Source organism: Ruegeria sp. CDSA077, assembly GCF_059612265.1.
In genome coordinates this window covers 1-24,040 of sequence record NZ_JBXWQG010000012.1, presented here as the reverse complement: position 1 = coordinate 24,040, position 24,040 = coordinate 1, and the positions used below count along the sequence as shown (strand labels likewise).

At 57.9% G+C, this 24,040-nt stretch carries 23 protein-coding genes and 1 pseudogene; 10 read left to right on the top strand and 14 right to left on the bottom strand.

The annotated features are described in order from the left end of the window. Positions 1-292: 292 nt before the first annotated feature. On the bottom strand, positions 293-850 hold the full coding sequence (hslV, locus tag AC2FLE_RS17710; protein WP_496698671.1) for an ATP-dependent protease subunit HslV: 558 nt from the start codon (positions 848-850) through the stop codon (positions 293-295). 198 nt (positions 851-1,048) lie between these two features. Here hslV and AC2FLE_RS17705 point away from each other — a divergent pair, with 198 nt between their 5' ends. After that, positions 1,049-1,243, top strand: a complete 195-nt coding sequence (locus AC2FLE_RS17705; protein WP_142637449.1) for a DUF1127 domain-containing protein — start codon at positions 1,049-1,051, stop codon at positions 1,241-1,243. A gap of 166 nt (positions 1,244-1,409) precedes the next feature. Here the strand turns inward: AC2FLE_RS17705 and trxA are convergent, their stop codons facing one another. From trxA to regB, 8 genes are all read right to left on the bottom strand, one after another. Next, positions 1,410-1,730, bottom strand: coding sequence for a thioredoxin (trxA, locus tag AC2FLE_RS17700; RefSeq protein WP_271950641.1), 321 nt, complete (start codon positions 1,728-1,730; stop codon positions 1,410-1,412). Between the two features lie 60 nt (positions 1,731-1,790). Further along, positions 1,791-5,150: a double-strand break repair helicase AddA gene (addA, locus tag AC2FLE_RS17695; RefSeq protein WP_496698670.1), complete on the bottom strand. Its 3,360-nt coding sequence runs from the start codon at positions 5,148-5,150 to the stop codon at positions 1,791-1,793. Further along, positions 5,147-8,074, bottom strand: coding sequence for a double-strand break repair protein AddB (addB, locus tag AC2FLE_RS17690; RefSeq protein WP_496698668.1), 2,928 nt, complete (start codon positions 8,072-8,074; stop codon positions 5,147-5,149). The genes addA and addB overlap by 4 nt, the downstream gene beginning before the upstream one ends. Then, complete coding sequence (locus AC2FLE_RS17685) at positions 8,067-8,753, bottom strand: nucleotidyltransferase family protein (protein ID WP_496698666.1); 687 nt, start codon at positions 8,751-8,753, stop codon at positions 8,067-8,069. The genes addB and AC2FLE_RS17685 overlap by 8 nt, the downstream gene beginning before the upstream one ends. Beyond that, complete coding sequence (locus AC2FLE_RS17680; RefSeq protein ID WP_496698664.1) at positions 8,750-9,754, bottom strand: aminoglycoside phosphotransferase family protein; 1,005 nt, start codon at positions 9,752-9,754, stop codon at positions 8,750-8,752. Before AC2FLE_RS17680 ends, AC2FLE_RS17685 begins: the two co-directional genes overlap by 4 nt. Beyond that, positions 9,751-10,224 carry a tRNA (adenosine(37)-N6)-threonylcarbamoyltransferase complex ATPase subunit type 1 TsaE gene (gene tsaE, locus AC2FLE_RS17675; RefSeq protein ID WP_496690190.1) on the bottom strand — a complete coding sequence of 158 codons (474 nt, stop codon included), beginning with the start codon at positions 10,222-10,224 and terminating at the stop codon, positions 9,751-9,753. The genes AC2FLE_RS17680 and tsaE overlap by 4 nt, the downstream gene beginning before the upstream one ends. A gap of 41 nt (positions 10,225-10,265) precedes the next feature. After that, the gene (locus AC2FLE_RS17670) at positions 10,266-11,771 is read right to left on the bottom strand and encodes a PAS-domain containing protein (RefSeq protein ID WP_142637463.1); all 1,506 of its coding nucleotides are present in this window, start codon (positions 11,769-11,771) and stop codon (positions 10,266-10,268) included. Positions 11,772-11,834: 63 nt separating this feature from the next. Further along, positions 11,835-13,229, bottom strand: coding sequence for a sensor histidine kinase RegB (gene regB, locus AC2FLE_RS17665; RefSeq protein WP_142637465.1), 1,395 nt, complete (start codon positions 13,227-13,229; stop codon positions 11,835-11,837). 92 nt (positions 13,230-13,321) lie between these two features. On the opposite strand from regB, the gene AC2FLE_RS17660 reads away from it, so the two are divergent. From AC2FLE_RS17660 to AC2FLE_RS17650, 3 genes are all read left to right on the top strand, one after another. Beyond that, positions 13,322-13,942 (top strand): SCO family protein, encoded by a 621-nt coding sequence (locus AC2FLE_RS17660; protein WP_281973374.1) that lies wholly within the window; start codon positions 13,322-13,324, stop codon positions 13,940-13,942. A gap of 86 nt (positions 13,943-14,028) precedes the next feature. Continuing rightward, positions 14,029-14,583 (top strand): ActR/PrrA/RegA family redox response regulator transcription factor, encoded by a 555-nt coding sequence (locus AC2FLE_RS17655; RefSeq protein WP_142637470.1) that lies wholly within the window; start codon positions 14,029-14,031, stop codon positions 14,581-14,583. Positions 14,584-14,940: 357 nt separating this feature from the next. After that, the gene (locus tag AC2FLE_RS17650; RefSeq protein ID WP_496698661.1) at positions 14,941-16,017 is read left to right on the top strand and encodes a CapA family protein; all 1,077 of its coding nucleotides are present in this window, start codon (positions 14,941-14,943) and stop codon (positions 16,015-16,017) included. Positions 16,018-16,023: 6 nt separating this feature from the next. On the opposite strand, the gene AC2FLE_RS17645 is transcribed toward AC2FLE_RS17650, so the two are convergent. Further along, entirely contained in the window at positions 16,024-16,623 is a 600-nt protein-coding gene (locus tag AC2FLE_RS17645) for an HD domain-containing protein (protein WP_281995807.1), read from the bottom strand. 204 nt (positions 16,624-16,827) lie between these two features. On the opposite strand from AC2FLE_RS17645, the gene AC2FLE_RS17640 reads away from it, so the two are divergent. The 4 genes from AC2FLE_RS17640 to AC2FLE_RS17625 all read left to right on the top strand — a co-directional run bounded on the left by AC2FLE_RS17640 (position 16,828) and on the right by AC2FLE_RS17625 (position 20,011). Then, positions 16,828-17,145 (top strand): hypothetical protein, encoded by a 318-nt coding sequence (locus tag AC2FLE_RS17640; RefSeq protein WP_496698658.1) that lies wholly within the window; start codon positions 16,828-16,830, stop codon positions 17,143-17,145. 101 nt (positions 17,146-17,246) lie between these two features. Further along, the gene (gene ahcY / locus AC2FLE_RS17635; RefSeq protein ID WP_496698761.1) at positions 17,247-18,635 is read left to right on the top strand and encodes an adenosylhomocysteinase; all 1,389 of its coding nucleotides are present in this window, start codon (positions 17,247-17,249) and stop codon (positions 18,633-18,635) included. A gap of 13 nt (positions 18,636-18,648) precedes the next feature. Then, the gene (locus tag AC2FLE_RS17630; RefSeq protein WP_496698657.1) at positions 18,649-19,398 is read left to right on the top strand and encodes an extensin-like domain-containing protein; all 750 of its coding nucleotides are present in this window, start codon (positions 18,649-18,651) and stop codon (positions 19,396-19,398) included. 271 nt (positions 19,399-19,669) lie between these two features. Then, a complete protein-coding gene (locus AC2FLE_RS17625) occupies positions 19,670-20,011 on the top strand; it encodes a DUF2853 family protein (RefSeq protein ID WP_281973371.1) in 342 nt (113 codons plus the stop codon). Between the two features lie 204 nt (positions 20,012-20,215). On the opposite strand, the gene AC2FLE_RS17620 is transcribed toward AC2FLE_RS17625, so the two are convergent. Genes AC2FLE_RS17620 through tsaD form a run of 4 tightly spaced genes read right to left on the bottom strand, consistent with a single transcriptional unit; the run spans position 20,216 to position 22,965 of the window. Then, complete coding sequence (locus AC2FLE_RS17620; protein ID WP_496698655.1) at positions 20,216-20,638, bottom strand: EVE domain-containing protein; 423 nt, start codon at positions 20,636-20,638, stop codon at positions 20,216-20,218. After that, positions 20,638-20,907 carry a YciI family protein gene (locus AC2FLE_RS17615; protein ID WP_282027485.1) on the bottom strand — a complete coding sequence of 90 codons (270 nt, stop codon included), beginning with the start codon at positions 20,905-20,907 and terminating at the stop codon, positions 20,638-20,640. Before AC2FLE_RS17615 ends, AC2FLE_RS17620 begins: the two co-directional genes overlap by 1 nt. A 1-nt stretch (position 20,908) precedes the next feature. Beyond that, positions 20,909-21,871 carry an NAD(P)H-dependent glycerol-3-phosphate dehydrogenase gene (locus AC2FLE_RS17610; RefSeq protein ID WP_496698653.1) on the bottom strand — a complete coding sequence of 321 codons (963 nt, stop codon included), beginning with the start codon at positions 21,869-21,871 and terminating at the stop codon, positions 20,909-20,911. Next, positions 21,868-22,965, bottom strand: coding sequence for a tRNA (adenosine(37)-N6)-threonylcarbamoyltransferase complex transferase subunit TsaD (gene tsaD / locus AC2FLE_RS17605; RefSeq protein ID WP_496698652.1), 1,098 nt, complete (start codon positions 22,963-22,965; stop codon positions 21,868-21,870). The genes AC2FLE_RS17610 and tsaD overlap by 4 nt, the downstream gene beginning before the upstream one ends. Positions 22,966-23,050: 85 nt before the next feature. Here tsaD and AC2FLE_RS17600 point away from each other — a divergent pair, with 85 nt between their 5' ends. Both AC2FLE_RS17600 and AC2FLE_RS17595 read left to right on the top strand, forming a co-directional pair. After that, positions 23,051-23,776: a uroporphyrinogen-III synthase gene (locus AC2FLE_RS17600; protein ID WP_496698650.1), complete on the top strand. Its 726-nt coding sequence runs from the start codon at positions 23,051-23,053 to the stop codon at positions 23,774-23,776. A gap of 54 nt (positions 23,777-23,830) precedes the next feature. Beyond that, positions 23,831-24,040: pseudogene (locus AC2FLE_RS17595) on the top strand (hypothetical protein); the annotation flags it as partial.

Below are 24,040 nucleotides of genomic sequence, written 5' to 3'. Positions count from 1 at the left end.
TACAGTTTTGGGGCCGAGGAAACCGCCTGGTTCCCAATCCGGCCAATTTATGGGGCGCAAGTTTGATCCACTTGAGTCTGTTGGCCCAAATCTTGGAGCGCGATCTGGGCAATTCATGGGTCGCAGTTTTTACCCACTTGAGTCTGTTGGTCCAAATCTCGGCGCGCGGTCTGGGCAATTCATGGGTCGGCCAGGGTCTTCTCGGCAGATAAACCTGCCGGGTCCGAATATTGGCGCTCGGTCGGGAACGATTCTGGGGCCAAAACTGCCGTCGAAAAGGTAAGCAGCCGGATTAGCCGCCGATCTTCTCAACCGTGAGATTGCCATTGGTATAGACGCAGATATCGGCGGCGATGGCCATGGCTTCGCGGGCGACTTGTTCCGCCGGTTTGTCGCCATCCATCATCGCGCGCGCCGCCGCCAGGGCAAAATTGCCACCCGATCCGATGGCAGCCACGTTGTGTTCCGGCTCCAGCACATCCCCTGCCCCGGTGATCACCAGCAGATCCTTGCCATCAGTGACGATCAGCATCGCCTCAAGCTTTTGCAGGTATTTGTCGGTGCGCCAGTCCTTGGCCAGCTCGACCGAGGCGCGGGCCAGTTGGCCGGGCGTGGCCTCAAGCTTGGTTTCCAGACGTTCCAGCAGGGTAAAGGCATCGGCGGTTGATCCGGCGAAGCCTGCGACAACCTCGAATCCGCCGGGTGACAGGCGGCGTACCTTGCGCGCGGTCCCTTTGATCACGGTCTGGCCCAAGCTGACTTGCCCGTCCCCGGCAATGACCACCTGCCCGCCTTTTTTGACGCCAATAATGGTTGTGCCGTGCCAACCGGGAAAGTCGCTGTCTGCCATGGGGGCCTCCGTTTTCGCCTGCTGTTCTATATGGGCCGGTCTCATCCGCAGCGCAACAGTTCACAACTTGCTTATAAGATATGCAAAAAACGCAAATCGGGGCTGTAAAACCAGCAATTGTGGGACTCAGCTGAAAATCCTACATGAGGCTCACAACCGACAACGGGTCGGCTGTTTCTGTTTATAAGGAATGCGCAAATGGCAACTACCGCAAATATCCATGCGCCGCTCGGAGCAGCTACCATCCTGCATGTAGTGGACGCGTTTTTTGGCGCTTTTGAAAAAGCCGCCGATTGGAATGAATCCCGCAAAACCCGCAATGCCCTGTCGGCTCTCAGTGATGAACAGCTGGACGATATCGGCCTGTGCCGCGCGGATATCACCACCCTCTGATCCACGAGAATTCGTGAATTCAAGATAAGCCGCCCGGGTCTGGGCGGCCTTTTCTTTTTCTGCGCAGCTTTTTCCAGTCAGACAATTCAGCCGGAAGCGCTTTGCCCCAGATACGAAAAAAGGCGCCCCGAATAAGGCGCCTTCAAACGTTGTTTCCCGAACCGGATCAGAGCGCTTCTTCGATCCAGCTTTGCAGCGCGGCTTTCGGTGCGGCGCCTGCGCGGTTCGAAACGACCTGACCATCCTTGAAGATGAACAGCGCCGGGATGCCACGTACGCCCATGGCGGCGGCAGAGTTCGGGTTGCTGTCTACATCGACTTTGGCGATCTTGACCTTGTCGCCATATTCAGCCGCCAACTCTTCCAGAGCGGGTCCGATCTGTTTACAGGGGCCACACCATTCGGCCCAGAAATCGACAACTACGGGGATGTCGGAATTCTTGACTTCGGCGTCAAAAGTATCGTCGGTAACAGCTACGGTCGACATATTCTGTCTCCTGAATGGGGAATGCTTGGTCACTGAAACTAGGTGTCGGGTATGCCAAGGTCAAGGCGTCAGCGCACGGGTTAGCGCAGCTTTCACCAGATCGTGTGGCAGCCACATCAGCTGGGCTGTTCGGGTCCACAGAATTGCAGTTCTGACTTCGCGGTCCGGATAGATCTGCGACAATGAATCAGCATAGGCACCCATCTGCCGCAGCAGTCCTTCGGGGCAGGATGCTGCATTGTCTGGAACTGTCATATTCGATTTAAAATCAATTACTTGGACGTCCGTTTCAGTGACGATCAGCCGATCAATGACACCATGGATACGCCGACTGCCCAGATCGGCCGTTACCGGGACTTCGGCCAAGGTATCGGGGGCGAACACGGCCTTCAGGTGATCCGCCGTCAACACATTTTGCACCTCGGCCAGCAATCCTTGCCGCTCGGCCTCACGCATATCGGGAAGAACCCGTGCGCAAAGCTGCGGCCAGTTCTCAGGAAGGACCCGCGGCAAATGCTCCAGCAGCAGGTGCAGGCGGGTGCCGCGCAGCTTGGCGGCCTCTTCATCCTGGCCCATGTCCCCGGGCAAGGCCTTGGCCCCGCCCAGATCAGACGGGCTGAGGGTTTCCGGCGCCGCATCAATGGCGGGGGCGGAATTCAGGAAGGTCGGTGGCAATTCGCTGTGGGCATGAACGGCACCTGTGTGTTCGATAAATTCCGGACCATGCCAATCTCCGTGCGACAAGCGCAGGATCTCACTGTTGGGCAGAGCTGTTGCCCCTGCCCGCGCCATAGCCGCCTGCACCAGTTGATACCAACTGGTTCCGTCCTTGCCGACATCCCCTGCCGCACCGACGATTAGCCACTTCTCTGCCCGGGTCAGCGCCACGTATAACAGGCGCAACCGCTCATTCTCTTCCCGTTCGCGCGCTTCGGCTCGCGCCTGCGCGATCAGCGCCGGGGACGCGTCTGCCGGTACTTTCCATAGTGGCTTAGCATCCGCCACCATGATCTCGGCATCGCGCGGGGCTTGTCGTCTGCCGGTATCCGGCAGGATCACGATGGGGGCTTCCAACCCTTTCGATCCGTGCACGGTCATCACGCGGATCATGTTGCCGACACCGCTCATCTGCCGTTTGATCTCCAGATCGTCCGTCTGCATCCAGACTAAAAAACCTGTCAGGCTTGGAATGTCGGTGCGTTCATAGGCCAGCGCCTGTGACAACAGCGCGTTGATGCCGTCTTCGGCCTCGGGGCCCAGCCGACCCAACAACAGGCGTCTCCCGTGATGACGGGTCAGAATCCGCTCGATCAGGTCATAGGGGCGCAGAAAGTCGATTTGGCTGCGTAGGTCATTCAGAATGGCCAGCGTCTCGGGAAACTCCTCGGCCCGATTTCGCAGCGCTGCCCAAAGGAATTGCTCTTGTCGCCGATGTGCCAGATCAAAAAGCCGCTGTTCGGACCAGCCAAATAGAGGCGATTTCAGTACCGTGGCCAGCGACAAGCTGTCTTCGGGCGTGGCCAAAAAGCTCAGCAGAGCCGCCAGGTCCTTGACCGCAAGCTCGGCTCCGACCTTCAACCGGTCAGCCCCTGCAATCGGCAGCTCGGCAGCCTTGCAGGCGCGGATGATCTCAGCAAACAGGTCCGAGCGGCGCTGGACGAGGATCAGAAAATCCCCCGGCTGTACCTTTCGCCGGACGAAACTGCCCGATACCTCGCCATCTTCGGGGATGGTTTCCCCCTGTTCGATCATATCCCTGATCGACTGTGCAACCTGCTCGGCCAGAACAACGGTATGGTGGCGCGCACCAGGGCGGTCCACCGGATCAGTCCATTCGGTATCTTCCTCGTCTTTGACTTTTTCGACCACCGGCCACAGGTCGACGCGTCCAGGCAGATCGGACTTGAAGGCGCGGTGCTGGCTTTCTTTGTGAAACCCGGCCTCGGAACGGTTTTCGAACAGAATATCGACCAGCGACAGAATGGCGCTGGAGGAGCGGAACGAGTGTTCCAGCGTGGAATCCCACAGTTTAGAGCCTGATTCTTCCAGTTTCCGCCCAAATTCGGCCTGCATCCGATCAAAGGCTTGAGGGTCGGCCCCCTGGAAGGAATAGATCGATTGTTTCTTGTCACCCACCACGAAAATAGTGCGCTCAATCCCGGACCGGGCCCCCTCCCCGCTGGTGAATTCCTGCGCCAGCTTTTCGACGACGTCCCATTGGTCCGGGCTGGTATCCTGCGCCTCATCCACAAGGATATGGTCAATCCCGCCGTCCAGTCGGTACAATACCCAAGACGCTACCGCCGGGTCGTTCAGTACGTTTCGGGCGCGCAGGATTAGGTCGTCAAAGTCCAGCCAGCCGCGCAGTTGCTTGCGCCGTTCATATTCCGGCAGAAAGGCCATTGCGAACCGGTGAAGTGCCAGCGTTTTGCGGGCTGCAACCAGTGCAAGCCGCTGTTCACGCGCGGCTTCGATGCGCAGCATCAACGCCTCTAGCTGTGGCATCTGACCCGCCAGAACACCTTCGCGCAGGGGTTTGGTCGGGAAAGCGTTAATCTTGGCGATAAATGGGTCCTTGGCCGCCTTTCCGGTCAGAAACACATCCTCAAGCACTCGCAGCGCACCGATTTCGGCGCGGGTGAAGGCCGCAAGCCTGGTGGCTGCCTTGGCGTTGTTCCCGCCGCTTTCGGTCAGTGCGGGCAGGACGCTGCGGATAAAGTCGACCTCGCCCCCCAAAAATACCTGATCCAGCAAGAGCTGTTCGTCAAAGCCTGCGGGCAGATTGAATTGCTGCAAAATCTGTGACCAATCTGCCGTCTGCGCAAACAGATTGCGCTTTTGCGTGATGGCGGCGGTCAGTTTGTCGAACCCTGTGTCAGTCACAAAACGGGCGACATCGCCGATCAGATTGGCCATCGGCCCTTGGGCAAAATCCTCGACGATTTCTTCGCGCAGCAAGGCGGCGGCCCGATCCTCCATCTCGGTGAATTGTGGGCTTACTCCGGCCTCAAGCGGGAAACGGCGCAGTAGCGAGGCGCAGAAAGAGTGGATGGTCTGAATTTTCAGCCCGCCGGGCGTTTCGATCGCACGGGCAAACAATGTGCGGGCCTGCGCCAGGCGGTCCGGGTCAATCGCGCCCTGAACGCCCAGATCGGTCAACTGCGCCAATAGCGGAGCATCCCCCAGCATGGCCCACTCACCGAGGCGTTTGAACAACCGGTTTTGCATCTCGCTGGCTGCAGCCTTGGTGTAAGTCAGGCAGAGGATGTGTTGCGGCTGCACCCCGTCCAGCAACAGCCGCGCCACCCGATCGGTCAGAACCCGCGTTTTGCCAGATCCCGCATTTGCCGCCAGCCAGGTCGAGGTATCGGGTCGTGCGGCCTGCACCTGCCGTTCGGTTGCGTCGTTGCGGGTGCTCATTTCAGGTCCTCAGGGGCGCTGTTGCTGGTTCGGTCCCACTCTCCGAAACGTGCCAGATTATCATAGTCCCCGATATCGGTATCCTTGTGCAGCATGCGGCGCGAGGTGAAGCCTTGATCAGGCTCTAAATAAGAGGAAATGAGCTGTTTCAGCTCGGCTAGGACCTTGTCGACCGGCTCTTTGGTCAGAGGCGCGGGCACCTCTTTATAGGTGCCGCCCATGCCGATAAAAATTGCTTCGGCCACAGGCAGCGGGTCAAACCCTTCGATCCCGCCCTGCTCGGCCATTGCGGCTTCGATCAGCAACTGTTTGTCAAACTTGGCCTGCTGACTTTCGGTCGGAGGCGCACCGGTTTTGTAATCGAGAAGCCGCAGCGCCCCGCGGCTGTTCAGGTCAATGCGGTCGGCGCGCCCGACTATGGTGAAATCCAGCGGACTGAGCGCCAGTTTCATCGCGGCCTCAAAAGCCACAGGCCCACCATCGCTGCGCCTGGTGGTCTCGGCCCGCAGGAAATCATCCGCAATCCGTTCCAGCCGCGCGAGCCATAATTTGCGCGCTGTGGGCCATGGGACATGCTGGACCAGCAGGCTTTCGGCGCGTTTCAGGAAGCTTTCGCGTGTCAGCAAGGCCGTGTCCAACACGCTGTCCTTCACGAACTGCTCCAAAATCTCGTGGATCACGATCCCGCGCAGCAGCGCATCCGGGGCCTGAACCAAAGGGTCCAGAGGTTTCAACCGCAGCACATGTTTGGCGTAGATCGCATAAGGATCACGGATCAGGCGCTTGATCTCGGTGACGCTCAGGCGGCGCGGGCGCGACCCGACCGGAGGGCGCGGAGATGGGCGCGGTGCCGCCTTGATTTCTGGAGCGTATTCAAGTTGTTCGGACCACCCCAGATATTGCCGCCCTCGGCCGCGCATTTCTGCAAGGGCGGTTTGGCCACCCTGTCCTGCCAGGCCACTCAACAGGTTGGTTAACCGATTCAACCAGCGGGAAGGAACGGTTTCGGCATCGTCGGACCGGGTCGACCGGGTCAGCCAGACCTCGGGCGCGCCGATAGCCTGCTGAAAGTCATGTGCCGACAGGCCAATGCGCCGCTCTGGCAGCAACAGCCCGGCCTTATCGCGCATCTGCCTGTTCAACCAGGGATCGGGCGCGGGCGCCTCGGGCCAACTGCCCTCGTTCAAACCGCCAAGGATTAGCAAATCGGCGCCCTGCACCCGGGCCTCGAGCGTGCCCCAGATCATGATCCGGGGGTGTGGCGCGTCGCGGTCGCGGACCTCTTCTCCGGCCAGCAAAGCACCCAGCAGATCGGCAAAGTCATGGGCGGTCATGGTGCCGCCATGCTGAGCCTCATTTCGCAGCTCGGTCACAACCGCCAAGGCCCTTTGACCGGCGTTCTTGTCCCACAAAGTGCCGGGATCGTCAGTGTGACCGGCGGAAATGGCCTGAGCCAACCCGCAGAGGCGACCAACCCAATCCGCCAGTGGCAACTCATCAGCAATTTGCTGGTCGCAGAAATGCTGCACCAACCAATGGACCCAGCCTTCGGGCACCTCTTTGCGGATGGCAAATGCCGTCAGGCTGGCGGCATCCGGGAATGGCGGCCCGTGGCGGCGCAGGTCCAGTTCCAGATCGCGGGTGTGCAACAGATGAGAGCCACGCTCGCCCCCGTCATGGCAGAGCGGATGTTTCAGCAGGGTCAACAGCGCTTCGCCGTCCAATCGACGCGCGAACAGGGCCGCGACATGGCGCAGGAACCGTCCGGGCGGGGACAGCTGCAGCGGCAGGCCAGCACTGTCATCGGGCAGGATGTTCCACCGGTCCAGCGCAGCGCTGACCTGACGAGTCAGCATGCGGTCGGGGGTGATCAGAGCGGCGGTCTGGCCGGTTTCAGCCGCCTCTCGCAAGCGGAGTGCTATGGCCAGGGCCTCGGCCCGGGGGGACTGCGCCTCGACCAGGGTCAGGTCCTTGGTTGCACCATGCAGATCGGTCAGTTGCGGGCCTTCGGACATCCACGCATCCGTGATCGGGGCAGGGCGTAACGCAAGCGATATCAGTTTGTTACGGGCGGGTGAGGGTGGATTGTCCTGGGTCCAGGCTGTGATTTGATCCGGACTCAGCCCAAGCTGGTTCATGAGTTTTCGGAACCGGTATTGCGGGTGATCCTCAGAGGTTAACGCCGCATCCAGCTGAGCCCAGACCTTATCGGGCTGGTCAAAGTCAAAACCCGGCAGGATCAATGCGCCTTGCGGCAGGCAGGCAACGGCTTGCATCAGCATCAGTGTCGTTCCCCGTGACCCCGTCGAGCCGGCAAGAATGACCGGGTGCTGAGGTGGATCCACTCGCCAATGTTCGATTAGGTTCTCGACCACGCGGCGCTGCCGGGCCTGCGTGTCCAGGATGTCGTCTTCTGTGTCGATGAACTGATCCGCAATCCCGATAAACGCCTGCGCGCGGGCCCAATGCCCAGACATGTCGCCGACATCTAGCCGCCGGATCGCTTCGGGTGAAACGCCTTCGCCCTGCATCTCATCTATCAATGCGGCCAGACTGTCTGACAGGTCAAACAAAGACGAGCGCGCCGCCAGATCCGGTTGTTGATCCAGCAGCTTCGAGACCAGCTTCGTCAATTCCAGCCGCCGTCGTAGGGGCGGGATTGCGGGTGGTATCTGCGCCAGATTCACGCTTTCACCCAGATCAGTCACCAGTGAAAGGCGCGGCAACAAACAGGCAGGGCCCTGGTCGAATAGCTCACGCACCCTGCGAGCCATACGCCGCGTGTTAACAACCAGCTCCACTCGGGCCAAAGCCTCGGGCGGAAGAGCGGCACAGCGATTTCTCAACCCCCGGACCAGCGTCTTTGGAAAATCCACACCCGGAGGTACGGCAAAGACGCGGGGCAGGGGTGAGGGGTCAAACATCCGCCAACAGACCTTCAGCAAGGGCGATCCCTTTCGGATGGCCAACATCGCACCAGCGGCCGGGATAGGTTAGGGCAAACAGCCGGTCTTTCTTTTGCATCCGATCCCAAAGCAGGTTCAGCGAAAACACCTTGTCTGGAATTTTGACCAGCCCTTCCGTCTTCATGATCTGCGCGCCTCCGTAGATCAATCCGGGGCCGCGGGTAATCCGACCCGCTTCATCAGCAGTAAAGTCTCCGGCGCCGGCATGACCAATCGCCTGCGCGGTCGGGATGCACATTAGCAATGCGTCCATCAAATCAGGGTTCCAGGCGGCCCGCAGCATTGTCAGCGGGTTTGGGCCGGACCATATGGCATCTGAATTCAACGTGAACACTGAATCAGACCCTAATAAGGGCAAAGCTGCCCGTAATCCGCCCCCAGTATCCAGAATGTCGGGCTGTTCGTGTGAAGCAAGTACGCCTTTCGGTGCCAAATGCGCCTCAAGCTGATCCGGCAGATAGTGCAGGTTGGCCACTTTGCGAACCGGCCCAAGCGCGTCAACCAAATCAAGCGCGTGGTCGATCAGCGGGCGCCCGGCTACCTCGATCAGCGGCTTGGGGCGGTTCAGGGTCAGGGTGCCCATACGGGTGCCGAACCCGGCTGCGAACAGCATGACGGCATTGGGGGGCTGGGTCATCTCTGTCTGAGCCTGTTCAGGTTTTCGGGTGTTGGTGTGGGCAGAGCCGCGCGCAGCAGGTCGGCAACATTCACCAGCGCCGGGTGATCCAGATCCCGCATTAGATGGTCCCACGCAGCGGGGATAAAATCGATGTAATGGGGTTTGCCATACTCAGTCGCAAGCCGGGTAAACACACCAAGAATCCGCAGATTTCGCTGGGCCCCCAGCACGGCATAGGCACTGCGGAAATCATGATCGTTGACGCCCATAGCCGAGATATAGTGGCTGACCATCCGCATTTCCGTACCCGGCGTCACTTTGCGGCGCACATCCTGGAGCAAAGACACAAGATCATAGGCAGGATGGCCCAGCATGGCGGTCTGAAAATCCAGCAATCCAACCCGCTCAACCCCTTGGCGGTCAGGGAGCCAGATCAGGTTTTCCGCGTGGTAATCCCGTTGGACAACAACTTTGGTGCTGGATGTTTCTTGATGCAGGATATCAGCAAATCGGTGTTCGAACCGATCCTGCGCATCCCGGTCATATTCGCCAAGAACCCCTTGGGCGTATTTGGTGAAGGATAAGGCCGCCAGTTCGGTCATCAGTGCCGGGCCGTAAGATTGCAGCGACAGGGTCGGGGCCTCGTGCAACGTGATCAGGACATCTGTTGCGGCCTCGTATAATTCCCGCTCCATATCGGGATGTTTGACCAGAACCCGCGCGAACAGGTCATCGCCAAGGTCTTCCAGAAGAAGAAACCCATATTGCGTGTCTTCGGCGTAGATCTGTGGGGCGCTTAGTCCGATAGATTGTAAATGCCGGGCCATCCGTACGAAGGCTTCGACCGGTTCCGCCTGGCCCGGTGGTGAATCCATCAGAACAGCGGACTTGCCCGTAACCGGGTCGGTCAGGCGCTCGTACCGGCGGTTCGAGGCATCCCCCGCCAAAGGCTCTCGGCGGGCCTTGGACCACGGCGTGCGTGAAATCAGAGCTTCGGCAAGGACGGCGCGGTTTGTCATTCGCTGACCTCCAGTTTTTGAGCCCATTTTTCGTCGGTCCATGTGAGGGTGATGTGACGCATATCCAGCATGTCCGGGTCTGTTTCAAATGTCATGGTCAGGGCAGAACCGGGTGTCAGCGGGCCCAGTTTCTCGGGCCACTCAATCAGGCAGATCGCTTGTTCCATCGCTTCGGCCAGCCCAAGCTCTTCGACTTCCTCCACCGCGCTCAGCCGGTATAGATCGCAGTGCCAGATCTCACCTTTACGGGTGTCATAGACCTGAACCAGCGTGAATGTGGGCGAGGGCACATCCTCGGGCCGGGTCATCAGCGATTGGATCAGACTGCGCGCGAAATGGGTCTTACCGGTTCCGATCTCACCCTGCAGCAGCAGGATGTCGCCCGGATGCAGAATCGCGCCCAGCCGACTGGCAAAGTTTGTCGTATCTTCGGGCGAATTCAGGGTGATCCTGAGGGGTGGTAACGTCATGGCGCCACAATGGCCCCACGCTGGATTGGCTGCAACCCGGTTCAGGCGCTGATTTGCTGTATCTCGTGCTGTGGCAACGCATTGTGCGTGGCAAAGCGAATGATGGTGGCCCCGTTTTGCAATGGGCAGATGGTGCAGTTCAGATCGGTTCCGTTACGCATCTGGATTCTGGCTGACCACTCAGCCCGGCTGTCCCGCATTTCCACGAAATCCCGGATTTCACCCAAAATTGGAGTGGCCGTGCAATGTTTCTGCCAGTTGCGGGTCACGTCCAGAACCGTGTCGGGTTCAAATCCGGCACCATCGGCTTCACCCCATAATTTCTGATAGGCATAATTGGTGAAGGCCAAGGTACCGTCATCACCGAAAACGGCAACCGCGTCGGCCAGCTTATCCAGGATGGATTGCATCAAATCCATTTCCGCCCGAAAGCGGCGGGTCAACGTGATCTCGGCCGTGATATCTTCGAACAGAAAGGCCACCGCACCATCCGGGTGCGGGCGGCCGCTGACGGAATAGACCGAGCCGGATGGCAGCGACCATGTTTCCTGGTAATTTCCGTCTTCTGCGGCCTCTAGCAGATCGTTCATCTGATTGCGCCAGCTGCGATAGTTCTTGGGTTCCGGCATCATGTGCTGATCGCGCAGGCGGTCAAAGAAACTGGACAGGTTGGGGCGGCAGCTCAGGAAATCCGGGGGCAGGGTGGTCAGGTCAATCAAGGCGGGGTTGAACAGGGCAAGTTGGCGATTTCTGTCAAAAATGGCCAAGCCGATGGACAGCTGTGCAAAGGTTTTGGTCATCGTCTGTACGAATTTTCGCTGCGCCGTCTCGGCGGCGACGATGGCGTTGATGTCCACAGCGTAGCAAAGGCTGCCTTCCGGATGGTCCACCATCGTCAGGTCAAACCAAAGCTTGTTTGCACTGTCTTCGGACGAAATGAATACACGGGTCTTGGCGCTGATACGCGCGCCATTTTCGGGCCCGGGAAAAAGAGGTGCAGTCAGGTCGGTATCGCCACCGCGCACTTTGCGGACAAGCGAGACATAGGCGGCGTTGCACCAGCGGATCTTGTTTTGATAATCCAGATGCCAGACCGGGTAGGGCGCCAGTTCCATCGCCAGGCGGATCGGATCGCTATTCTCGCGCAATACGGTTCTGGGGTAATCAGAGCTTTCCCGCAGCTGTACGCGCACGACCCCGTCGATCCATTCGCACAAAACGTCCCGCTCGACCGAACAATCAATGGCGGGGATGACAAGATTCCCTTCGTGCCTGACGCGTTCAGGGGTTTCAGGAAAGCCCGGAAAATCTCGCTGCAGCAGCCGACGCAGATCTGACCAGTCGCGCACAGCCTCAAACCCATCCAGAGCGATGTCTGTGTGGCTGATCAGGCGGTCACCGTCGAACAGAAACACGACATTGAACAACGAGGCCGGCTCGGACAGGCCGAAATTGTCACTTGTCTGCTGACGACGGGGCAAAAGCCATTGAACCGCCAGACTGGCAGACACCACACTGATGACGGCCAATATGATCCAGTCGACCATGTGCTCTCCCGCGGTGAATTCACGGGTATAGCTATGGGTGGAAATGGTTAACGGGGTCTTAACTCAGACTTGGATATGCTGATTTACACCTGAAGGAACGGGGGTGTCGCCGGTCTGTGCATCCACAAGTTTTCGCGGCCAGGATACCCGGACGATGGCCCCTATACGTTCGGGATTGTCCGACAAGGTCTGATATGGATCAGAGCCATTGGCGAAATCCAAATGCGCACCGCTGCGTTCCAGTAGGGTTTTTGCGATGAACAGGCCCAGGCCCATACCTTCATATTCCGGCCGGGCCCGCTTTTCCGATTCTGCCCGCCGTCGGCGCATGAACGGATCCCCGATCCGGCCAATCATTTGCGAAGGATACCCGCGGCCGTCATCCATGATGTTGATCGTAATCCTTTCGGCTGTCCATTCCGCTTCGACCCAGACGTTGCTGCGCGCGAAATCCACAGCATTCTGGATGAGGTTGCGCATTCCGTGGATGATCTCAGGTTTACGCAGGATCGAAGGTTGTTGAACATCGCCATCCCCAACCGGACCTTCGGCAAAGTGTACCTGCTTGCCGCGGTTGATATGTGGCTCGGCGGCCTCATGGATGACAGTGGACAGGGGGGCCTGTCTCAGGTGGAGGTCGTCTTTGCCAGCCCGACCCATGTCGCGCAGAATGTCGCGGCAACGATTGGCCTGTTCGCGGATCAAGGCGGCGTCTTCTTTCAGGTCCGGGCGGTCGTCCAGCTCTTCAATCAGTTCGGCACTGGTCAGTTTGATTGTTGCCAGAGGTGTTCCAAGTTCGTGCGCGGCGGCGGCGACAACTCCACCAAGATCGGTCAGTTTCTGTTCACGAGCGAGGGCCATATGCGTGGCCGACAGCGCCTGAGACATCGACTGCACCTCAGAGCTTACGCGGTGGGAATAGGCCCCCAGGAAAACGATCGCGATAACGATGGCAGCCCAGTTTCCGAACAGAAGGATATCAGGGATCTCAAGATCCACACCGCCATCCGTGTGCAGGGGAAGGTGAAATTCGGCTAGCAGCGTGGTCAGAATGATGGCCACCGTACCGATGATCAGGGTTGACCGGGTGCTCATGACATTGGCCGAGATCGTCACAGGACCCACCAACAGCAAGGCGAACGGATTATTGAGGCCTCCGGTAAGGTACAGCAGGATGGTCAGCTGCAACAAATCGAACAACACCATCAGAAAGTTCTCGAACTCGGACAGGCGTTTGTTGCGTGGAAAGACAAGAATAGCCGTCAAGTTGCCCATGACCGAAATGCCGATGGCCAGATAGCACAGCGTCACATCCAACTGCACATCATAGGTCTGTTGCGCCACGGTGATTGCGGTGATCTGGCCAAAAATGGCCACCCAGCGCAGCAGGATCAGCGTCCGCAGGCGAATCCAGCTGCGTTCCTGACCAGGCCAAAAAGTGATGTTGGAATCTGCCATTGGTCCATTATGTCCTGTTGCATCGGCTGTTCATCTTGATAGGTGTCCCGGCCGGAACGATCAACAACTCCTCTATCGTCAGGTAAGATGCCATGGTCCGTCTATACGCTATCCTTGCAACAGTTGTTTTGGCCGTAGGTCTGGGGGCCATGTGGCTGCTGACGCGCGGCGCAGGCTCGGACGACAAATTCGCACAGTGCCGGTCCAGCCAGATCGCAGGGGGCACGGCCACCATTGGCGGGCCCTTCGAACTGATCAACGGCAAGGGCGAGACTGTGACCGACAAACAGGTGATAACCGAACCTACGCTGGTCTACTTCGGCTATACCTTCTGTCCGGATGTTTGCCCCTTTGACATGTCCCGCAATGCCGAAGCGGTGGATATTCTGGCCGAACGCGGGCAATCGGTGACGCCGCTGTTTATCTCGATCGACCCGGATCGCGACACACCCGAAGTTATGGCCGATTACGCCTTTAACCTTGGTGGTAAGACCATCGCCCTGACCGGCACGCCCGATCAGGTCAAGGCCGCCAGCAAGGCCTATAAGACCTATTATAAGGCCCATGACAAAAGTGATGAGTACTATCTGGTTGATCATTCGACCTTTACTTATCTGGTCACACCCCAGGACGGGTTTATCGAATTTTTCGATCGCAATGACACAGCCGAGCAGATGGCTGACAAGGTGGGCTGCTTTCTGGACAAGATCTAGAACGCAACGGTCTGTTTGACCTTTGCAATGGCGCTGCTATTACTCATGTTTAAGCCAACGGCGTGAATTAGCGGAAAGAATAGAATATGGCGGACAGCTCTGACCTCGACATCGGCCCGGATAAATCGCTGTTATTGGTGGATGATGACGAACCGTTTCTGAGACGTCTGGCCAAGGCCATGGAAAAACGCGGGTTCGAGGTTGAAACCGCGGGCTCTGTCGCCGCTGGCCGCGCAATTTCCACAGCACGTCCACCTGCATATGCGGTTGTTGACCTGCGGTTGGAGGATGGCAACGGCCTGGATGTGGTCGAAGTGCTGCGCGAAAAGCGCCCCGACAGCCGGGTTGTGGTTCTGACAGGGTACGGCGCGATTGCCACCGCTGTGGCTGCCGTCAAGATCGGTGCCACCGACTATTTGTCGAAGCCCGCCGACGCCACCGACATCACCAACGCATTGCTGGCAAAGGGCGACGAGCTGCCCCCGCCGCCGGAAAACCCAATGAGCGCGGATCGCGTGCGCTGGGAGCATATCCAGCGGGTCTATGAGTTGTGTGATCGCAACGTCAGTGAAACCGCGCGACGCCTGAACATGCACCGCCGGACATTGCAACGGATCTTGGCGAAGCGTAGCCCGCGATGAGGTCGTGGGTTTAGCTTGCGCATAACAGACCAGAACTCATGAAGCCGAAAAACCGAATTGAGTCTCGACATGCGGCCACCAAACATATGCTTTGTCGCGGCTGATGGACCGCCACCCCTGAAGACTTTAATTTAGTGTCTGTTAACCAATTTGTGTTGTCGTTAAGTTCAATAATTATATTTTCCGAACAAATAGTTGAGATGTATCGAAGTGTCGCCGCTCCCTAATACGCCATACGAAAGCCTCCGTATTTCCAACCCTGCCCTTAAAGTCATTGTCTCTGTTGTCACCTGGGCAGCAGAGAGATTTGGGTTTTGGGCGCGACCACGAAAGGGCGCTGCGGGTGAGCTTTCCGAAATGAACATTTTGGACAACCTGTACTGGGTCTATAAAAGTAAGAACCCCATTCAGCAGCCTGAAGCGGAGCTGGATCAGTCCGGCTTTATGACTAAAACGGCCGTACGACTTTCAACCGCTGACATCAGTGACACATCAAATTCGGTCACTCTGAGCTTTGCCGGGGACATTCTAAGAACCCACAGGGCCAGTGTCGCAAAAGACCAGGTATATGCTGAGATCGAAGATCTTTTGTTTCAGGATGATATTTTGGTCGCCAACTACGAGTCACCTGTAACGACACAGCCTTTGATTGACGAAGTGATCGGGGACGCCGGCCCGCCGATCGAATGTGCGTCGGAAGAACAGTTCGATGCTTTGACCAGCCATAACGAGAGGTTCATTGATGTTTTGAACCTTGCAAACAACCATATTCTCGACATGGGTGTTGAGGGGCTTGAGACGACTCTAAACGTCTTAAGTGACAGAAATATCATGCAAATCGGCGTGAATGAGAGTTTGACAGAAGCCACAGCCGTCAAAACGATCGAACGTAAAGGGGTAAAGTTCGGATTTGCGTCCTGCGCTTTTGGTACCAACGGCCACGCGCTTCCTGAAGGTCAAAAGCAGAGCATCAATATCGCCAAGCTGACTTCAAAGCATCAAGCGCCGGACACCACCCTTCTAAAGACACAGATTTCGAACGCAAAAGCGGCTGGCTGTGATCTGGTTATTGCGATTATTCATTGGGGTCATGAGTTCGAGCTGTTCCCGCGCCGAGCGCAGCAAGAGGCCGCACAGGACTTGGCCGAATTCGGAGCTGATCTTATCGTCTGCCACCACCCCCATGTCCCCCAGCCGATTCAGCTGTATCGCACACAGACCGGAGATCGGACGGTGCCAATCGCCTATTCCCTGGGAAGTCTGCTGTGGGGTTTCGCCGATAGAGACATTGCCAGCAGTACGATTATGCAGATTGAAGTACAAAAGACTGAGGGCAAGGCCGAAATAACAAATCTGAAGGCGACGCCAGTGCGTTGGCATGCCCATGAGATGGACGGTAACGTCTTTCAGAAGGTGGCGCGATCAGAAGGCTGATAGTGGTCAGGGCCCAATCTCGGCCATCAATGCCGAATGTCTATGCGTATAGGCACATCTTACTTCAACAGGTGGCCGCAATTTGATTTGCAGCCCTTCCATAATAACCCTGTCCGGGCGGCCGAAGAATTTTGTCGCCTCGGTCTCGGAAAAGCCCGCGATCTGGGTGGCTTCCATCCAGGCGCTGATCTTGTCGGCCTTTTTGATTTGCCGTTTTACTGTTTTAGGCACCGCAGCGGGTAGGCCGAACCGGATGTGGATCGCCGCAGCCAGCCGGTCATCCAGTGCGCCATAGTCGGGACCGACAGCGGATTTGACCGGAGAGATCATATCTCCGATCACGTATTCCGGCGCATCGTGTAACAGGGCCGCCAGCCGCCATTTGACCGGTGCCTTGGGGGCAATACGACCAAAAAGCTCTTCGACCAACAGCGAATGCTCGGCCACCGAATAGGCGAAATCGCCATGTGTCTGCCCGTTCCAGCGGGCCACAAAGGCCAGCCCATGCGCGATATCCTCAATCTCGATATCCACCGGTGTTGGGTCCAGCAGGTCCAGCCTGCGCCCGGAAAGCATTCTTTGCCATGCGCGGGGTTGTGTTGCCATTCTGCCATGCCTTGTGAAGTGGGACACATTAAATTCGCATTTTTGTGGTAAGCTGTACCTGTCAAGATCACCAGCTGCCAACTTTTTCTTGAGCAATCGTGCTTTGAACAAGCGCGCGGTGATACCGACATTTGTACCGAGGGGGGCGCATGCTCCTCCCGGTGTGCCCCTCTCGGACGTAACTCGTATCGAAAGGAGCTTGCTATGTTCAAGCGTTTGTTAGGAATTGCTCTGGCCTTTGGTATGGCCGCCACTGCACCGCCTGCCTTTGCCCAGCAAAGCTGTGCGCTGCGTGATCAACTGATTTCAACGCTACAGGACAGTTATTCCGAGGAACTGGCCTTTGGCGGATTGCAAAAATCCCGTGGCTCGCAATCGGTGATGGAGGTCTGGACCTCAGAGGAAACGGGTAGCTATACCGTTTTGGTGACACGTCCGAACGGCATCAGTTGCATTGTCGCCGTTGGGACCGACTTTTTCCAAGCGATCCCCAAAATCAAGGTAGAGGGCATACCAAGTTGATTTTGGCGGCTTAAAACCCCGTTTCCGGCCATCTGCGTTGCCACGTCCCAAAAGGGATGCTAGGGCAACCCGGATTGAATTATACCGGAATGGAGCACCTGATGGCCGGGGACTATATCGTCAAAGACATTTCGCTGGCCGGGTTTGGCCGCAAAGAACTGGATATTGCAGAGACCGAGATGCCGGGCCTGATGGCCCTGCGCGCGGAATACGGTAACGCAAAGCCCCTGAAGGGCGCGCGTATTGTCGGGTCGCTGCACATGACCATCCAGACAGCCGTTCTGATCGAAACACTTGTGGCGCTGGGCGCGGATGTGCGTTGGGCGTCGTGCAACATCTTCTCAACCCAGGACCACGCGGCGGCGGCGATTGCCGAAGCCGGAATTCCGGTGTTCGCCATCAAGGGCCAGACGCTGGAAGAGCATTGGGATTATCTGGACAAATCCTTCCTGTTCACCGACGGCCCCAACATGATCCTGGACGATGGTGGCGATGCGACGCTGTATATCCTGCTGGGCGCCCGCGCCGAAGCGGGCGAAGACATTATCCCCGTACCGGGCTCGGAAGAGGAAGAGGCCATCAAGGCGCAGATCGCCAAACGTATGGCCGCGTCCCCCGGTTGGTTCACCAAAATGCGCGACCAGATCCAAGGCGTGTCCGAGGAAACCACGACCGGCGTGAATCGTCTGTACCAGCTGGTCAGGGAAGGCCAACTGCCTTTCCCCGCGATCAACGTCAACGACAGTGTCACCAAGTCGAAGTTCGACAACAAATATGGCTGTAAGGAATCGCTGGTCGACGGTATCCGCCGCGCCACCGACACTATGATGGCTGGTAAAGTTGCCGTGGTCTGTGGCTATGGTGACGTGGGCAAAGGCTCGGCCGCGTCGCTGCGCGGTGCCGGTGCCCGTGTGAAAGTGACCGAAGTTGATCCGATCTGCGCCCTGCAGGCCGCGATGGACGGGTTCGAGGTTACGCTGCTGGAAGACGAAGTTGACAGCGCGGATATCTTCATCACCACGACCGGCAACAAGGACGTGATCCGCATCGAGCATATGCGCGCGATGAAGGACATGGCCATCGTCGGCAACATTGGTCACTTTGACAACGAAATTCAGGTGGCTAGCCTGAAGAACCACAAGTGGACCAACATCAAGGAACAGGTGGACATGATCGAGATGCCCTCGGGCAATCGTCTGATCCTGCTGTCCGAAGGCCGCCTGCTGAACCTGGGCAACGCCACCGGTCATCCGTCTTTTGTGATGTCGGCTTCGTTCACCAATCAGGTGTTGGCCCAGATTGAGCTGTTCACCAAAGGCGATCAGTACGAAAACAAGGTCTACATCCTGCCTAAACATCTGGACGAGAAGGTTGCACGCCTGCATCTGGACCGTATCGGCGTGAAGCTGACGCAGATGGACAGCGAGCAGGCATCCTATATCGGAGTGAAGCCGGAAGGCCCCTATAAGCCTGAACACTACCGCTATTAATTGCGGGTCAGCTATGACCAAACCTTCTGGACGCCGTCGGATTTTGCATCTGGCGGCGTCTTTTCTTTTCTCGGTACTCACCCTGGTGGTTTTGGTCGGCGGGGGTGGCTATTGGCTTTTGTCTCACCCGCAATCACCGGTTCCGGACCATTGGAACCCGTTGCGTGATCTGTCCATTACGGCGCGGCTCACGCCGGTCACATCCTTGCAAATGCGACGCGCTTTGGCTGATGACGCCCAATGCAGGGCCGCATTGGCCGGGGCGGGGGTCAGCTTTTCCGTGGTCGAGGATCTGGTTGTCGATCAGAATTGCGGAATAGCCGGGCGTGGGGTTCTGTCTGGTCTAACCACAGCCAGTGTTGGCGGTGTCGAAACCCGATGTGCCACGGCCGTGCGACTGGCGATGTGGGAGCACCATGTGGTCCAACCCGCCGCGCGCGAGATGTTGGGCAGCAGGGTGCGCAGCTTGCGCCACCTGGGCAGCTATAGCTGCCGGCGAATGCGCACCGCGCAGGGAAAGGACAGCGGTTGGAGCAGTCATGCCACCGCTGATGCCATCGATATTGTCGGGGTCGAGTTGGCAGATGGGCGAAGCCTGAGCCTGCTATCGGACTGGACAACACCCGGACCCGAAGCAGATTTTCTACACCGGATTGGCCGGGGTGCATGCGAATGGTTTCGGGTGGTACTTGGGCCAAACTACAACCGGCTGCATGCGGACCACTTCCATCTTCAGGGACCGGGTTGGGGATATTGCAGATAACCACCGGTCGGTTAGTAGGTGCCATGTCGGCACGCTGCACTGGTTTCAACATTTTCCCGCTGCGCCCTGAATCCAAACCACCTGACCCTTACAGAAGGCCAGAATCAGGCATTGTGGTACGCGGAGTCTATCTGTGCTGCCATAATTTCGCTTACGGGGAATGACCTGAAATTTTCCCTTTGTGTAAACAGAACAACTGACTAACCTTCCGACACCTGTTCATAGGCGCATTGAAAATCGCAGCCAAAGCTGCTCAACGGGAGAAATATTCATGGGAAAACGCGACGAACTGATCGCCAAATACGCAGATGATCTGAAAAACAAATGCGGGATGGACGCCGACATGGACCTTTTGACCAAGGTCACAATCGGATGTGGTCCGGCGATTTATGACGCCGACGCGTCGACCGTGGCAGCCACTCAGTCAGGTGAGCTTGAGACCGTCAAAAACAACTTCCTGGTCAAGAAACTGGGCCTTTCCGACGGTCCCGAGCTGATGGAAGCGATCAACAAGGCGCTGGAAACCTACGGCATGTCCGAGCGCAACAAGTATCGTGCTGTCGTTTACTATATGCTGACCAAGCATTTCGGCAAAGAGTCGGTCTATAGCTAAATCCGGGTTTCGACCAATCAGCGCCCGCCCGATCTGTGGCGGGCGTTTCCAATTTTAAGTACTTGTTGTTTGTGCCAAACCGGCCAAATGGGCTAGTGTCAGTTTGTGACCAGGACGGTCAGAACCGAAATTCTATACGCGTGTGGTGAGTCGGGAGCACGCGGGGTAGGGAAGGTTCTGCATCTGTCAGGACCTTCCCTTTAATCAATCCGATTTCGTCTGCCCCAGATCGCAGATCACTTGCCACTCGGCATCGCTGACCGGTTGTACGGACAGGCGGGAATTCTTGACCAGAACCATCTCATCCAGACGTTCATCCACTTTGATCTGATCCAGCGTGACCGGGATGGTGAACGGGCGCACGGCTTTGATATCCACACACTCCCAACGCTCATCCTCGGTGGTGCTGTCTGGATGGGCTTCGGCGCAAACCTCAACAATGCCGACAATCGCCTTGTCTTTTTGCGAATGATAGAAAAAACCACGGTCGCCCACGGCCATCTGCCGCATGAAATTGCGTGCCTGATAGTTGCGCACCCCATCCCATTCTTCGCCCTCTGCGCCCTTGGCGACTTGCTTGTCCCAACTCCAGGTCGAGGGTTCGGATTTGAACAGCCAATACGCCATCAGCCGACCACCTTTTTCCAGACGATCAGATCAACTGACTGGAACAGACCTGCCTTGGCATAGGGATCATTGTCGGCCCAGTTTTGCGCCGCCGTCATATCCTCGACCTCGAGGATGATCAGTGATCCGATCATCGCATCGCCTTCCAGAAGGGGCCCGGCCTGGGCTACAACACCGGTTTCTTCGATATAGGCAAGATGGGCGGAACGGTTATCCAGCCGGGTTTGCAGCGCGTCGGGTTTATCCTTGGCGATAAGGGCGATCAGCATGTTATTCCTCCTTCAGGGGTCGGTTCAGCAGCCAGCGCATGGCTTCACCAACGCTGCATTCTCCGGTGCTTATTTCTGACACGATGGTGCTAATGGGCATGTCCAAATCTTCTGCTTTGGCAATTTTGGCCAAAGCCTTGGCCGTGGCAACACCTTCGACGGTTGTGTTTGTGTCAAAAGCATCCTGACGCCCAAGCGACAGGCCAAATCGATAGTTCCGGGACAGTTCGGAACAGCAGGTCAGTACCAGATCACCCATACCCGACAGGCCCATCAATGTTTCAGGGCGGGCCCCGCGCATCAGCGCAAAGCGCTGCATCTCGGCAAAGCCCCGCGTCAAAAGGGCGGCACGGGCGCTTTCGCCCATGCCTTCGCCAATGCAGGCCCCGCACCCGATGGCCATGACGTTTTTCAGGGCCCCGCCGAGCTCGGCACCGACAGTATCCGCAGTGCGATAGAGGCGCAGATTTTTGGTGCTCAATTCATGCTGCAGGTCACGGCCAATCGCATCATCCGCACAAGCGAGGGTCAATGCGGTGGGAAGGCCGCGCGCGATGTCGTCCGCAAAGCTTGGCCCGGTCAACAACGCAGCGCGTGCCTCTGGGATGGTTTCACGGATAACGGAAACCGGCCCAAGGCCCGAGGTCAGCTCTATCCCTTTGCAGCAGGCGACCAGCGTTTTATCTCTGAGGGTAGCGGAATGCACACACAGCGCGCTCCGCAATTTCTGCATCGGCACGGACAGGAGGATGATTTCGCTTTCTGCCGCCAGATCAGCGTCCGAAGTAACCGTGATCGCCTTGGGCAAAGGTGCATTCGGCAGGCGCGCGCTGTTTACGCGATGGTTCTGCATCATCTGGGCCTGTTCCGGATCCCGAGCCCATAGCGTGACGGGGCCTTTCCCGGCCAGCGAAATCGCCAGAGCTGTTCCAAACGCTCCGGATCCCAGAACCGACACGCTCATGCTTTGGCTCCTTTTTTACCGCTGCCCAACATGGCCGGGCTGGTTTGATCCAGAGGCCAACGCGGACGCGCGGTCAGGGTCAGATCATCGCGGGCACCCGTGCGGAAACGTTCAATTCCGGCATAGGCGATCATGGCGGCATTGTCGGTGCACAGGGCCAACGGGGGGGCGGTAAATCTGGCACTTTTTTCGGCGCAGATAGACTCTAACGCGGTGCGAATGGCCGTATTTGCTGCAACGCCGCCCGCAACAGACACAACCGCCTCCGCAGGGCCCTCCAATAGGTAAAGGTCGATTGCGCGGCGGGTTTTCTCGGCCAAAGTGTCCACGATGGCCTGTTGGAACCCGGCGCAAAGATCGGCGCGGTCCTGTCGCGTCAGGCCACCTTTTTCGGCCACGATCTGGTCGCGCATTCGCATCAGCGCGGTCTTGAGCCCGGAAAAGGACAAATCGCAGCCCGGACGGTCCAGCAGTGGCCGCGGAAACCGGAACCGTTTGGGATCGCCCGTGCGGGCTTCGACCTCGACCGAGGGGCCACCGGGTTGCGGCAGGCCCAGCAGGCGGGCTGTCTTGTCAAAGGCCTCGCCCGGGGCATCGTCGATGGTGCCGCCAAGGCGGGTGAACTCCTCGGGCCCATGGGCAATCAGGTATTGGCAGTGCCCGCCCGAAACCAGCAGCATCAGATAGGGAAACGCGATCCCGTCCGTCATGCGTGGCGTCAGCGCGTGACCGGCCAGATGGTTGACTCCGATCAATGGCAGGCCCGTGGCGGCACTGATCCCTTTGGCGCACATGACGCCTGACATAACCCCCCCAATCAGGCCGGGACCGGCGGTTACGGCAATAGCGTCCATGTCGGCAAGGCCCAAACCTGCGGCCTCTAACGCCTGCATCACACAGATATCCAGCTTTTCCGCATGGGCGCGGGCGGCAATCTCAGGCACCACGCCACCAAATGCGCTGTGCAATTCGGTCTGGCCATAGACAACCGAGGACAGCACCTCGGCGGCTGTATCATCGGATTGGCGCACGACTGCGGCGGCCGTGTCATCACAGCTGCTTTCCAACCCGAGGACAGTAAGTGTTTGCACCATTGGCCTGATCCGTTACACCTTGGTTGCCAAGCGGGGTATCACCCTGCGCGGATGCAAACAATCCCAAGGCCGAAGGCGCCAACTGTTGTATTTGTTGATGACCCGCCCGCGCGCTGCGTCTGAAAGGTTCGTCGCGCAGTTGCCAACCCGCATCAGAAGCCGGGTAGAGGTTATCCATTCGCCGATCCTGGAAATAAAACCTTTGGCGGTGCAAGTGCATGCGGATGAAGCAAAGGGGCTGATCTTTACTTCGGCCAACGCCGTTAATGCGGCGATGTCTTTAGATGTATCTCGAAAGATGCCGGCCTTTTGTGTCGGTCCTGTTACCACCGGAACTGCCAAAGGCGCGGGCTGGGATGCCCGGATGGTGGGTGCTACCGCCGAAGAGCTGATTGCAAACCTGCTAAAGCACCGGCCCCAAAGCCCGCTGCTTCATCTTCGGGGGGAACACAGCCGGGGTAACATTGCTGAACGGTTGACCGAATCCGGTCTGGCTGTGCGTGAACAGCCTGTCTATAAACAGCACCTGTTACCGCTCACAGATCGGGCAGGCGCCGTTGCTGAAGGCAATGAACCGGTGATTGCCCCCATATTTTCACCCAGAACAGCGCGACAATTTGCCGACATCTGGGTGGGTTCGGCACCACTTTGGCTGGCTGCAATCAGCGAGGCCACGGCTGAACCCCTTTATTCCTTGGATTATGTCCGCCTGAAGATTGCCAAAGAGCCGACACCGAAGAAAATGCGGAAAGCCGTTAAAAAGCTTGTGAAACATGCGATGCGGGTTGAGGGCGGCGAGGCCACAGATTAACTTAGTCTGGTTAGTTGTTCAGGTTGTTTTGGATTCGAAAAGGGGAACATTGCGGTGGCTGGTAAGAAGAAAACCGATCAAAAGCCGGAAGATGACCCCAAGGCTGACGCAGTCGAGGACATTGTCCAGACCCCGGATGAGGCACCTGTTGACGATGCTGACCCCGTAGACGAAACGCCTTCCGAAGCCGAAGCCGAAGCCGAAGCCGAAGCCGAAGCCGAAGCCGAAGCCGAAGCCGAAGCCGAAGCCGAAGCCGAAGCCGAA